The organism is Nocardia veterana NBRC 100344 (assembly GCF_000308855.1).
Classification (GTDB): Bacteria; Actinomycetota; Actinomycetes; order Mycobacteriales; family Mycobacteriaceae; genus Nocardia; species Nocardia veterana.
This window is the reverse complement of the sequence record NZ_BAGM01000036.1, coordinates 1-13,709: the sequence shown is the minus strand read 5'-3', so window position 1 is coordinate 13,709 and position 13,709 is coordinate 1. Positions and strand designations below refer to the sequence as shown.

The 13,709-nt window shown below is 69.9% G+C and carries 6 protein-coding genes and 1 pseudogene; 4 read left to right on the top strand and 3 right to left on the bottom strand.

Translation table 11 applies throughout. The features are described 5' to 3' along the window. The first annotated feature begins 616 nt into the window (after positions 1 to 616). The 3 genes from ON37_RS06930 (at position 617) to ON37_RS32790 (ending at position 3,705) form a co-directional block, all read left to right on the top strand. Positions 617 to 1,858 carry a PucR family transcriptional regulator gene (locus tag ON37_RS06930; protein ID WP_245553092.1) on the top strand — a complete coding sequence of 414 codons (1,242 nt, stop codon included), beginning with the start codon at positions 617 to 619 and terminating at the stop codon, positions 1,856 to 1,858. A gap of 399 nt (positions 1,859 to 2,257) precedes the next feature. Further along, a complete protein-coding gene (locus ON37_RS06925) occupies positions 2,258 to 3,481 on the top strand; it encodes a fatty acid desaturase family protein (protein ID WP_040717949.1) in 1,224 nt (407 codons plus the stop codon). A 74-nt stretch (positions 3,482 to 3,555) separates the two neighbouring features. After that, entirely contained in the window at positions 3,556 to 3,705 is a 150-nt protein-coding gene (locus tag ON37_RS32790) for a hypothetical protein (RefSeq protein ID WP_157171374.1), read from the top strand. Between the two features lie 52 nt (positions 3,706 to 3,757). Here the strand turns inward: ON37_RS32790 and ON37_RS06920 are convergent, their stop codons facing one another. Then, a complete protein-coding gene (locus tag ON37_RS06920) occupies positions 3,758 to 5,197 on the bottom strand; it encodes an MFS transporter (protein WP_168441319.1) in 1,440 nt (479 codons plus the stop codon). Positions 5,198 to 5,513: 316 nt separating this feature from the next. Between ON37_RS06920 and ON37_RS06915 the strand changes: the two genes are divergently transcribed. Next, positions 5,514 to 7,544, top strand: coding sequence for an NADPH-dependent 2,4-dienoyl-CoA reductase (locus ON37_RS06915; RefSeq protein ID WP_040717948.1), 2,031 nt, complete (start codon positions 5,514 to 5,516; stop codon positions 7,542 to 7,544). A 48-nt stretch (positions 7,545 to 7,592) separates the two neighbouring features. On the opposite strand, the gene ON37_RS06910 is transcribed toward ON37_RS06915, so the two are convergent. Continuing rightward, the gene (locus tag ON37_RS06910; RefSeq protein WP_040717947.1) at positions 7,593 to 8,132 is read right to left on the bottom strand and encodes a PaaI family thioesterase; all 540 of its coding nucleotides are present in this window, start codon (positions 8,130 to 8,132) and stop codon (positions 7,593 to 7,595) included. Between the two features lie 10 nt (positions 8,133 to 8,142). Continuing rightward, positions 8,143 to 13,641, bottom strand: a pseudogene (locus tag ON37_RS06905) (type I polyketide synthase); the annotation flags it as partial. Positions 13,642 to 13,709 lie beyond the last annotated feature (68 nt).

Here is a 13,709-nt window from a genome sequence, read left to right as displayed (position 1 = left end):
GCGGTGGCCGCACCGGGATCGGCGCCGGCGCCGACCGTGGTGAGCCCGATCGTCAGAAGTGCGGCCCCGGCGACAACTGCCGCACCGAGACAACTGCGGCGAGCGCGTCGTTTCATATCGTCCCTATCCGTAATCGAATTCGCCCGGACGAGCGCTTCGGATACTCGTCCGGAATTCGGGAGCAGACGCTACGGTCGCAATTCGGCGAGCGGATGCGGTCGCGGCGATGTCTTCGGGGATTCACGAAATCGACGGCAGCCCCGCCATGAATTCACACAATGGTTTTCGGATGGGCCGCGGTGGATTTCGGCCGCGGCCGCGCGGGCGCCGGAGCCCGGCGCCTGCACCCATGCGCCGACACCGGCCCACACCGTCCTGCGAAAGATGAGCGCTCGGCTAGTTATTGCCCCGAAACCCGTCACTATCGAGGTCGGCGAGGGGCCGTATCCGCAGTTCGTGAGGCATTTTTCCCAGACGTCGAGGGCGGCGCCAAGACGAGTAGAAGATGAGCGAACGCTCGCATTAGTCTTCTCGACCAGAGCCGTCTCGGCGGCGACCGGAGGACCGATATCCCGGGCGTCGCCGCAGTCGCGCAGCCGTGACGAGGAGGTCAATCGTGGGGACATCCACCGCGCCGAATTCCACAGCCGAGCCGGCAGAGCGCCCCGTCCGGGTCGCCGCATACGACGATCGCCTCGCCGAGACACTGCTGGCCCGCCTGCACACCGGTGTGCCACCGTTCACCGCGCTGCCTCGCCGGCTGATCACCGGGGATGTGCAGCCGTTGATCCGGTTGTGCCTGCGGTGGGCGATGCAGCGCCCCGGCGGCGACCCACTCCCCGACCTCACCACCTTCCTGCAGGCTGCGGCGGTGCGCTGGGCCCGTGCCGAGCTCCCGCTCGAACAGGTCTTGCACGCGTTGCACACCGCCGTCGGGGCCGGACTCGAACTGGTGTTGACGCGCCTCGACGATCCCGGCCGGGACGACGTCGTCACCTGGACGACGGTCGCCTTGGAGTTGTCCGACCTGTGCACCTCGATCATCAGCACGACCTACGTGCGGGAGCTGCAGTCCGCCGCGGCACACCGGCACACCGCCGCCCATACCCTGGCCTCGGCGCTGCTCGGCGGGCACGCCACCTCGAAGGTCGCCCGGGAGTGCGGAATTCCGATCGCCGGCGAATACTTCGTCCTAGCCGTCCACCTGGCACCGCCTGCGGACCGGGACCGCACCGGCGCGGACCGGCACGTCGTCGCCGGCCGGCGGCTACGACGCATCCAGGCGGGGCTGGCCCGAGAGTTTCGCGGTCAGGCCCTGGCGGTGCTGTCGACCGACGGCGGCACGGTGCTGATTCCGGCGCCGGCCTGCACGGAAGCCGAGCTCGAACGGGCCGTCGACGCGGTCGGGCAGCAGGCCGAGACGGCGATCACGGCCATCGTGACCCGCAGCGCGCCGGAATCGATTCCCGCCGCGGCGCAACAGACCCACGAACTGCTCGATACCACCGAGGCGATCGGGATCGGCGCCGGACTGCACAAATTCGATGATCTGGCACTCCAATATCAGCTCACCCGGCCCGGTATCGCCCGCACCATATTGGAAACCCGCATCGCACCACTCGACGACCATCCGGAGTTGATGGAGACGTTGCGCGTCTTCTTTCAAACGGATTTGAATCGCCGGCGCACGGCGCGCCAATTGAATATCCATCCGAACACGATCGATTATCGGCTCCGGAAAATCGGCCAATTGACCGGATTGAATCCCAGCCGCAGTCAGGGGCTCTGGTATCTGCGCTCCGCGTTGATCGCCCGGGCGGGCGCCCTCGAGCCATCGGCGCCGCGCCGGTCGGCCTGACCGTTCCCGGCCCGACCGTTCCCGGCCCGACTGTCGCCGACCGGGCGCTGCCGGGTACCGACGTGGACATCCCCTCCCGATTCCCGTAGCGTGAAACGGACACCCGGTCTCAGACGGCACACGGCGGCATCTCCGCGCGCCGCGGTCATATATCCGGAGACGGGATCATCGCGATGGGCATCGGACAGTGGATCGCCGCGCGGGTACGCACGGCGAAAGTTCACCGGGACAATCATTCTCGGGCGATCGAGCCGCCTGCGACAGCGCACGGCGACCGGAGGAACGGTGTCCTCGATCGCATCGAACGCGCGTTGCGCAACGCGGTCGGCCACTGAACCGGGCCGCATCGCCGAACCAGGTGAGGGCCGTCCCGCTCCGGCAGCCCGGGAGAGGTAACGAATGGCCATAACCGAGGTCGCGGCCTACGCACATCTCGGTGACGCCGACATCGCCGAACTCGGCCGGGAGCTCGACGCCATCCGGCGCGAGGTCCACGATCGGCTCGGCGCGCGGGATGCGGCGTACATCCGCCGCACGATCGTGTTCCAGCGCACGCTGGACACGGCGGCGCGGCTGGTGCTCGCGCTCGGCCGGGGCAAACTCGGCTGGGGGCTGGGCGTCGCCGGGCTCGCGGTGGCCAAGTGTGTCGAGAACATGGAAATCGGCCACAACGTCTCGCACGGCCAGTGGGATTGGATGAACGATCCCGAAATCCATTCCAGCACATGGGAATGGGATATGGCGGCACTGTCGTCGCAGTGGCGCTACGCGCACAACTATCGGCACCACGTCTACACGAATGTGGTGGGGATGGACGACGACATCGGCTTCGGCGTCATGCGCATGACGCGGGACCAGCCCTGGCGGCCGTACATGGTGCTGCAACCACTGCAGAATCTGCTGCTGGCCGTGACCTTCGAATGGGGTATCGCACTGCACGGCCTCTACGCCGAATACGAGCGGTCGCATGACAGCACCACTCGGCGCGCGCACACCCGGGCCGTACTCGGGAAAGCGGTCCGGCAGATCGGGAAGGACTACATCCTGTTTCCGGCCGTGACCGGCCGGCGCTGGCGTCGCACGCTCGCCGCCGCCGTGACCGCGAATGCCCTGCGAAATATCTGGGCGCATACGGTCATCTTCTGCGGCCACTTTCCGGACGGGGCGGAGAAGTTCACCTCCGGCGTGGTCGAGGACGAATCCGAACACGAGTGGTACCTGCGGCAACTACTGGGCAGCGCGAACTTCACGGCCGGACCGGTCCTGGCGTTCCTCAGCGGGAATCTGTGCTATCAGATCGAACACCACCTGTTTCCCGACCTGCCGAGCAACCACTACGCCGCCGTCGCGGCCCGGGTGCGGGCGCTGTGCGAGAAATACGACCTGCCGTACACCAGCGGCACATTGCCGCGTCAATACCTGCTCGCGATGCGCACCGTGCACAAGCTGGCGGTTCCGGACCGGTATCTGCGGGCCGGCTCCGACGATGCCCCCGAAACGGCGTCGGAACGCAAGTTTCAGGCGTTGGCCGCCCGGCCGACGACCGGAGCCGGCCGCAGCCCCACCGAGCGGGACGGGTTACGGTCCGCGCTGCGCCGACTGCGGGACCGCACAGCGAAGTAGCGCAGCGACACTATCTATCGACGACACCACCTGTCGGCGACAACGCCGACGGACAACGAACGAGAAGGACATTCATGACCGACGAACAATCCCCCGGCGCGCGCCTGTTCAGTCACGAGGCCGAGGCCGTAGACGCCCCCGGCGGCGGTACGCCCGGCGTCGTGCCGAGGCCGACATTCCTTGCCCCGCAGCAGAAACCGTCGAAGCGGCGCATCGAGTCGTAATCGGAGCGAGGCAGCCCGCGGCGGCGCGCTCGGCGGTGGTGCCCCGGCGGCGTCAGGGCCGAACCGGCGCTTCGGCCGGCACGCTCACCTCGGCTGGGTCGACCGGAAGCGGGCGCCGCAGGCTCGACGCCGCAATTCCCGCGGCGACGCACACGATGCCGCCCGCGATCCAGATCAGGTGGAACGACCCCAGCGGGTCCGAACCGCCGCGCGCGGTCAGGAACGACACGCAGGCGGCGACGCCGAGAACGCCGCCGAGTTGACGCAGGGCGCCGTTGAATGCCGTCGCGGTCGCGAACCGGGTGCCGGTGACGCCCTGCACCGACGCGGTGGCCAGGCTCGGCCAGACCATTCCCACTCCGATACCGCTGACGATCGCACCGGGTAGCCAGCCGAGCAGGAAATCGGGGTCCGCGCCGGCGAGCAGGGCGTAGCACAGCAATCCGGCGGCCACGAGCACCGCGCCGGTGACCGCGACCCAGCGACCGCCGAAGCGGTCGTAGAGCGCCCCTGCCGGACGGGCGGCGAGGGTGGAGAACAGCGGAGCCGGCGTCATCGCCAAACCGGCACGCAGTGTCGAGTAGTGCCAGACCGAGGTCAGGAACAACACGTTGGCGAGCAGGTACGCGTAGAACGCCGCCGCGAAGACGAAGGTGCTCACACTCGCCGAGGCAATGGTGCGGTCGGCGAGAATCCGAGCCTCGATCAGCGGCGCGGGATGGGTGCGGCAACGCTGAATCACCCACAGCACCAGCACGATTCCGGCTCCGAGGGCGCCGATCGTGCGCCAGTCGGTCCAGCCCCAGTCGTTGCCCTTGACGATTCCCAGCGCCAGCAGCCCGAAGCCGCCGGCCGAGCAGACGATCGCCACCCCGTCCGGATTCGCGGTCGCGCCACTGTCCCGGGCCTCGGTGAGCCACAGCAGCGCCGCCACCACGGTCAGCAGACCGATCGGCACATTCACCGCGAAGACCAGGCGCCAGTCGGAGATGTCGATCAGGAAGCCACCGAGAGCCGGACCGATCCCGGCCGCCAGGGCGGCGGTCGCGGCGAACAGCGACACCGCCACGCCGCGCCGCGCTTCGGGAAAGGCCGGCAGCAACAGCGCGAGCGCCGCGGGCACGATCAGTGCCGCACCCAGGGCCTGGAAGCCGCGGAAGACCACCAGCAGGCCGGCCGTCGGCGCGAGGGCGCACAACAGCGAGGTGGCCGCGAAAACCACGAGCCCGGCCACGAACAACATTTTCCGGCCGAAACGGTCCGCATATCGCCCGGCCGGGACGAGCAATGCCGCGAACACGATGTTGTAGATGTTCATCACCCACGACAGCGAATCCAGCGACCACGACGAGAAATCCGCGCGGATACTGGGAAAAGCGATATTGACGATCGTGGAATCGAGAAATGCGATGAATCCGGCCATCGAAGTCACCGCGACAACCACTACGGTTCCCGCCTTGCCGGCGCCCGGCACAGGTACGTCTTCCGCCATATTCCCGAACTTTCTACGACGCACCCGGGGTACCGCTGCACGCCGGCCGGATACGATCCGGCCTGGCGCGATGGTGCCGGACACGAGCGACGAAACCACGTCCGCCACCACGACTGTCAACCACATCACACAGTAGGAAACGGCGCCGCCACGTCAACTTTCCAGCTATTACCAACTCTGGGAAGGGTGCGTTTCGGCACAATTTCCGGAATGCCGGACGCGAGCATACCCAGCCCGGCCGAACCGCAACGGTAACCGGGAGATGAATTTTCTTCGAGCCGTTGCGAAAGCGAAAACGGGTCATTAGGTTCGGCCCATGAGTTCAGCTTTCCCGCGCCTGCTGTCACCGTTCGAGTTGGGGCGCACGACTCTGCGTAATCGGGTCGTCATGGGCTCGATGCACACCGGGCTCGAAGACCGGGACTGGGATATCGACCGGCTGGCCGCGTTCTTCGCCGAACGCGCCCGCGGCGGCGTGGGACTGATCGTCACCGGCGGCTATTCGCCCAGCCGGGAAGGCTGGCTGTGGCCGTTCGCCTGCGCGATGCTGGACGAGACCGATGCCGAACGTCATCGCACCATCACCTCCGCCGTCCACGAAGCGGGCGGCAAGATCGCGCTCCAGATTCTGCACGGCGGGCGCGATTCCAATATCCCGGGCAATCTGGCGCCCTCGGCGGTGCCCTCCCCCCTGACCGCGTTCGAGCCGCGCGCCTTCACGCCCGAACAGATCGAAACCACGATCGCCGACCATGTTCGCTGCGCCCGCCTCGCGGAACTGGCCGGTTACGACGGCGTCGACATCATGGGCGGCGAAGGCTTCCTGATCAACCAGTTCCTCGCACCGCGCACCAACACCCGGACCGACGACTGGGGCGGGTCGGCGGAGAACCGGCGCCGGTTCCCGCTCGAGGTGGTGCGCCGCACCCGGGCCGCGCTGAGCGCGGACATGTTCATCATGTTCCGGATGTCGCTCGCCGAATTCGTCGAGGACGGACAGACATTCGCCGAGATGATCGAGTTGGCGCGGGAGCTGGAGGCCGCCGGGGTCGACGTCATCAACACCGACATCGGCTGGCACGAGTCCCGGGTACCGACGATCGCCACCTCGGTGCCGCGGGCGGCGTTCGTCGATTTCACCGCCGCGATCAAAGCGGAGGTCGGCATCCCGGTCTGCGCGTCGAACCGGATCAACATGCCGGATGTGGCCGAGGGTATCCTGGAAAGCGGTGCGGCCGACCTGATCTCGCTGGCCAGGCCGCTGCTGGCCGACCCGGACTGGGTGAACAAGGCCGCGGCCGGGCGAGTGGACGAGATCAACACCTGTATCGCCTGCAATCAGGCCTGTTTGGACCACACCTTCACCCGGCAGACCGTGTCCTGCCTGGTGAACCCGCGGGCCTGCCACGAAACGCTGCTGCAGTTGGCGCCCACCCGCCGCGCCAAGCGGATCGCGGTGATCGGCGCCGGGCCGGCGGGGCTGTCGGCCGCGATCGGGATGGCCGAACGCGGGCACCGGGTGGAGCTGTTCGAGGCGAGCGACCGCATCGGCGGACAGTTCGACCTCGCCCAGCGCATCCCCGGCAAGGAGGAGTTCGCCGAATCCCTGCGCTACTTCCGGCGCACCCTCGAAACCACCGGTGTCACCGTCCATCTCGCCGTGCGCGCGACCGCCGACCAGCTCGCGGCGGGCGACTGGGACGAGGTGGTGGTCGCCACCGGCGTCCGGGCCCGCACGCCCGATATCGAGGGCATCGACCATCCGATCGTCATCTCGTACCCGGAGCTGCTGCGTGGCGAACGACAGGCCGGGCCCCGCGTCGCCGTCGTGGGCGCGGGCGGAATCGGCTTCGATGTCAGCGAATTCCTGACCACTGACCACGCGGGCGAACCGAGTCTCGAGCAGTGGCGCCGGGAGTGGGGGGTGACCCGCGATCTGCACGCCCGCGGTCAGCTCACCGCCCGGAGGCCGACGCCGGCGATCCGGAAAGTGACTCTGCTGCAACGGAAGTCGGGGCCGTTCGGGATGTCGTTGGGCAAGACCACCGGATGGATTCACCGCGCGGCGCTCGAGGGCAAAGGGGTCGAGCAGATCGGTGGCGTCAACTACGAACGCATCGACGCGCGTGGACTGCACATCAGCTTCGGCCCGCAGCGGGAGCGCCCGCGCCTGATCGAAGTGGACAATGTGGTGATCTGCGCGGGCCAGGACCCCGTGCGCGACCTCGCCGACCAGCTCGAAAGCCGCGGTCTGCGCGTGCATGTCATCGGTGGCGCGGCGGAGGCCAAGGAGCTGGACGCCAAGCGCGCGATTCTGCAGGGCACCCGGCTCGCGGCCGAGATCTGACATCGGCGGCCGGCCCGGACCGATTCGAGCCGGGCCGGCCGTTCGAGTTCAGCTCCGGCCGGCGCCCATCCGGACGAAGGTCGCGGTGGCCGTGGCGTAGAGCCGGTCGCCGGCGTCGACCAGCCGCGCCTGCGCCGTCGCGGTCGTGCGCCCGACATGCACCGCCTCGCCGATGGCGCGCAACGGCCCCTGGTTGTGGGCGATGCCCCGGATCAGGTTCGTGTTCATGGACACAGTCGTGATCATGGACTTGTCGTCCACCGAGAGTTGGACCGCGCCCCACATCGCGACGTCGAGCACCGCGCCCGCCACCCCGCCGCCGACCACACCGAGAAAGTTGATGTGGCGTTCGTCGGGGGTGAGCAGCAACGTCATCCGTCCGGGGTCGGCGTCGGCGACGGCCACGTTGAGCAGCTTCGCCAGCGGCGGCAGCGGCAGGTCACCGGCCCGCAGGCGCTCGACCAGTTCGTCGCGCGTCAGCTGCACCAGGCCGAGCACGGCGACCGACGGATCCTCCCACTGCAGTCGCAACGTTCTGGTGCCGTCCGTGGTGTCGATCGCCGACCCCGCCTCGGAACCAACCGTCATCGCCGGTCACCTACCTTTCTGCTATCTGTTTGTCGATCAGGGCGAACAGTTCGTCGGCGCTCGTCGCCGATTCCACGGCGACGAGATCGTCGGGCCGCGACGGCGAATCCGGTTCCGCCACCGCCGCTTCCGCCGCGGCCGCTTCGTCCGCGACCGCCTCGGCCAGGGCCGCGGAAACCCGCTCGGCCAGGAGGGCCTTGTCGTCCGACGTCGGCATCGACGCCAACAGGGCGCGCAGCGCGGCGATCTGATCGTCGATGGCGGCGGCGGTGGAATTGTCCGTCCATTGCGAACAGATCAGATTCGCGATCGCGGCCGCCGTCGGATAGTTGAACACCAGCGTCGACGGTAGTCGCATGCCGACGGCCGCCGAGAGCCGATTGCGCAGTTCCACACCACCCAGCGAGTCGAAACCCAGGTCGCTGAACGGGGTTTCGGCATCGACGGCGGCCGCGGATCGGTAGCCGAGCACGGCGGCGGCCTGTTCCCGCACATAGTCCAGGACCACCGGGTAGCGGTCCCGCGGCGCGGTGGCCGCCAGCACCTCGGCCAGCTTGCCCTCGGCCCCACCGCCGCTCGCCGTGCGGCGGGAGCGAGCCGGAACCAGCCCGGCCAGCACCTCCGGGAGCAGTCCCGAGCGCGCCTGCGTCGCCAACGCCTGCTTGTCGAACAGCACTGCCGCGCTGACGATCTCGTCGCCGGCGAGCGCGGCATCGAACATCCGCATCCCGTCCGCGACACCGAGCATCCGCAAACCCATCCGTTCGAGCCGGGCCAGCGCCGCGCGGTCCATCGCACCGGTCATGCCGGTGTCCTGATCCCACAGCCCCCACGCCACCGACAAGCCGGGCAGACCGGCCGTCCGGCGGCTGTGGGCCAGCGCGTCGAGGAAGGCGTTCGCGGCCGTGTAGTTGGCCTGTCCGGGTGAGCCGAGCAGCGCCGCGGCCGAGGAGAAGACGACGAATGCCGCCAGCTCCCGATCCCGGGTCAGCTCGTGCAGATGAATGGCGCCCTGGACCTTCGGCGCCAGCACCCGGTCGATCCGTTCCGGTGTGAGCGATTCGATCGTGGCGTCGTCGAGCAGTCCCGCCGAGTGGATCACCGCGGTCAGCGGATGCGCACCGTCGACGGAATCCAGGACGGCCGCCAGCTGATCGCGGTCGGCCACATCGCAGGCGGCCACCCGGACGCGGGCGCCCAGATCGGTCAGCTCGGCCACCAGTTCCGCCGCACCCGCGGTCGCCGCGCCGCGCCGCGAGAGCAGCAGCAGATGGCGGACGCCGTGCGTGCGGACCAGGTGCCGGGCCGTCACCGCGCCGAGTCCGGTGGTGCCGCCGGTGATCAGGACGGTGCCGGTGCCGAAGGTGGCGACACCGTCCGGCGGCGGCGCGACGGCGAGGCCCGCGTCGACCAGCCGCGGGACGAACAGCCGTTCCTTCCGTACGGCCACCTGCGAATATCCGGACTCCACCACGGCCGATACCAGGTCACCGCCGATCTCGGCCGCCTCCGGGTCGTAGTCGAGTGCGACGAATCGGTCCGGCTGCTCCGACTGCGCGCTGCGGACGAGGCCGGCCACCGCAGCGTGCACCGGCTCGGCTGCCTCGCCCGTCACGCTGTCCGTCCCGCGCACCGCCACCACGAGTCGGGTCTCGACGAGCCGCTCGGCACTCGACCAGGACCGCAGCAGCTCCCAGGCGGCGTGCACGGCGGACCGCACCTCCGCCGTCCCGGGCACCGTACCGGTCCGCGGGCCGAACTCCGGAGACCACACGACGACATCCGGAATCTGCTCGGCCGCAACGAGTTCCGCGAAATCGGCGAAGCGTCGCTCGACCCCGGTCACGGTCGCGGCGCCCAGCACCGCGACCGAACCCCGCGAGACCCGATCCGGAACATCCACCTCGACCCACCGCACCGAGTACGGTCCGGGCTGCCCGGTGCCCGAGCCGCGCACCGCCGCTCGGTCGATCGGGCGGGAACGCACCGCGTCGATGGTCAGCACCGGCGCGCCCGCCGGGTCGAGCACCACGACGGCCGTCGCGTCCTCACCCAGGGGCACGGTGCGGACCCGCACGGCGGTCGCGCCCCGGCGATGCAGCCGCACGCCGGCGAACGAGAACGGCAGCGGGACTCGGTCCGGGTCCGCGCCGGTGGGCACCGCGTCCAGGGCCGCGTGCAGGCAGGCGTCCAGCAGGGCCGGATGGATCGTGAATCCGGTGGTGGACGTCCCGGCCGATTCGTCGAGCGACACCTCGGCGAAGGCCCGGCCCGCATGCGTGCGCAGCGCGGTCACGCCCTGGAAGGCCGGACCGTATTCGAAGCCTCGGTCCGCCAGCCGATCGTAGAGCGCGGCGCCGTCGCAGTGTTCGCCCTCGGCCGTCCAGCCGGTCTCGACCGCGGGATGCGCGGCCGCTTCGGTGAGGACACCCTCGGCGTGCAGGACCCAGGGTTCGGCCTCGCCGTCCCGCTCGGCTCGTGAATCCAGCGCGCGCGAATGGATCGAGAAGGCGCGACGGCCGTGCTCGTCCGGCGCGCGCACGGTCAGCTGCAGTTCCACCTCGGCGTCACCGCCGAGCAGCAGGGGTGCGTGCAGCACCAGCTCGTCGATCGCCTCGGCGTCCAGCTGCGCACCGGCGGCCAGAGCCAACTCGGCGAAGGCCGTGCCGGGGAGCAGGACCGAGCCGAATACCGAGTGATCGGCGAGCCACGGCTGCGCGGGCACCGAAACCCGGCCGGTGAACAACCATTCCTCGGTGCCCGCGAGCGGTACCGCGGCGGTGAGGAACGGATGCCCGAACGAACCCACGGCGATGTCGGGTGCGGGCCGCACCCAGTACCGTTCGCGCTGGAAAGCGTAACTGGGCAACGTGATCCGGGAATGCCCGCGGCCGGTGAACAGCTGCCGTAGCCGAACCGGAACCCCCGCCGCACAGGCCTGACCGAGCGCGGCAACCAGCTGCACCGGCTCGTCGACGGAGCGACGCGCACAGGCCAGGACGATCGACTTCGCCGCCGCGTCCGGATCGTGCGCCAGGCAGTCCTGAACCATGGCGGTGAGCACCGCGTCCGGACCCACTTCCACGAACCGCCGGACGCCGGCGTCGAGCAGGCTCGCGACGCCGGGGGCGAACCGGACGCAGCCGCGCACCTGGGCCACCCAGTGCGCGGGGTCGCGCACCTCGTCGCCCACCGGAGCACCCGACACGTTCGACACGATCGGCAGGGCGGGTTCGTGGTAGGTCAAACTCTGCGCGACCGTGCGGAATTCGTCCAGAATCGGGTCCATCAGCACCGAATGCGAGGCGTGCGAAATGCGCAGCCGCGTATTCTTGCGACCCATCTCGGTGAGCCGGCGCCCGATCTCGTCGACGGCATCGATGCGGCCGGACAGCACCACCGATTCGGGGCCGTTCAGCGCCGCCAACGACACGCGGTCCTCGAATCCGTCGAGCAGCTGCTCGGCCTCGGCCTCGGAGATCGCCGCCGCGTGCATCGCACCACCGGCCGGGGCCGCACCCATCAGGCGACCCCGCGCCGCGACCAGCGCACAGGCGTCCGGCAGGGACCAGACGCCGGCCACGTAGGCCGCCGTCAGTTCGCCGAGCGAGTGACCGGTGACCACGTCCGGCCGGAATCCGAAGGATTCGAGGAGCCGGTACAGCGCGACCTCGAAGGCGAACAGCGCCGGCTGCATGTGATCCATCCGGTCCAGCGTGCCGTCCGGGTCGGTGAACATCACCTCGCGCAGGGACCCGCCGAGATGCCGGTCGAATTCGCCGCACACCTCGTCGAGCGCCGCGGCGAACACCGGAAACGCCCGGTACAGACCGGCACCCATGCCGACCCGCTGGGCGCCGCCGCCGGTGAACAGGAATGCCGTATCCCCCGCCCCGGCGGTCACGGTCGCCACACCGGGCGCGGCGGTCCCCGCGGCCAGTGCGGTCAAACCGGCCAGCAATTGGTCGCGATCGGATCCGACGACCACGCCCCGGCGATCCAGCAGCGCCCGGGTTTCCAGCAGCGCCCGCCCCACCGCCCAGGGATCGAGCTCGGGCCGCTCGGCCAGCCAGGTACGCAATCGACGTGCCTGGGCGCGCAGCGCGGCTTCCGACTTCGCCGAAACGATCAGCGGCACCGCATGATTGCGATCCTCGGGTGCCTCGGTGTCGGGCCGCGCGGGCGCCGCCGGCGCCTGCTCGATGATCACGTGGGCATTGGTTCCGCTGATTCCGAACGAGGACACCCCGGCCCGGCGCACTCGGTCCCCGGCCGGCCAGGGCTCCGGCTCCGACAACACCCGGACGGCGCCCGCCGACCAATCCACATGGGGCGACAGCTCGTCCAGATGCAATGTCGCGGGCAGGGTTTCGTGCCGCAAGGCCTGGACCATCTTGATGACGCCGCCCACTCCGGCCGCCGCCTGGGTGTGGCCGATATTGGATTTGAGGGCGCCGACCCGCAACGGCCCGTGCGTCCGCCGACCACCGTAGGCCGCGATCAACGCCTGCGCCTCGATCGGATCACCCAGCGTGGTACCGGTGCCGTGCGCCTCCACCGCGTCCACCTCCGCAGCCGTGAGCCCGGCGTCGGCGAGTGCCGCCGCGATCACCCGCTCCTGGGAGGGGCCGTTGGGAGCCGTCAACCCGTTGCTGGCGCCGTCCTGGTTCACCGCGGTGCCGCGCACCACAGCCAGCACATTGTGGCCCAGCCGGCGGGCATCCGACAGGCGTTCGACCACCAGAACGGCCGCGCCCTCCGCCCAGGCCACGCCGTCGGCGGCGGCCGAGAAGGACTTGCAGCGGCCGTCGGGCGCCAGCCCACGCTGCCGGGAGAATTCGACGAAGACCAGCGGGGTCGACATCACCGTCGCGCCCCCCACCAGTGCCAGCGAACTCTCGCCCTGGCGCAGCGCGCGACAGGCCACGTGCAATGCCACCAGCGACGACGAGCAGGCGGTGTCCACCGTCAACGCCGGGCCCTCCAGCCCCAGGGCATACGCCACGCGGCCGGACACCACACTGGCCGCCGCGCCGGTGCCGACATACCCCTCGATATCGGCGCCGGCCGTGCGGGTCAGCGACTCGTAGTCCTGGTACATCAGGCCCGTGTAGACGCCGGTGTCGGTACCACGCAGGGTCGTCGGATCGATCCCGGCGTGTTCGAGTGCCTCCCAGGAGACCTCTAGCAACAGCCGCTGCTGCGGATCCATCGCGAGGGCCTCGCGGGGACCGATCCCGAAGAACCCGGCATCGAAATCCGCTACCCCGTCGAGGAATCCGCCCTCGTGCGCGTACGACGTACCGGGGTGCTCGGGGTCGGGATGGATCAGGCGGCCCAGATCCCATCCGCGGTCGGAGGGGAATTCGCTGATCGCGTCCGTGCCGGAGAGCACCAGATCCCACAGTTCGTCGGCGGAGGTGACACCGCCGGGATACCGGCAGGCCATGCCGACGATGGCGATCGGTTCCTCGGAGCGGGCCCGGCGGGTGCGGCGAGCCGCCGCCGTGCCGGTGCTCGTGATCCGCGAGCGCAGATAGCGGGCGACGGCCGCCGCGGTCGGATGGTCGAACGCCA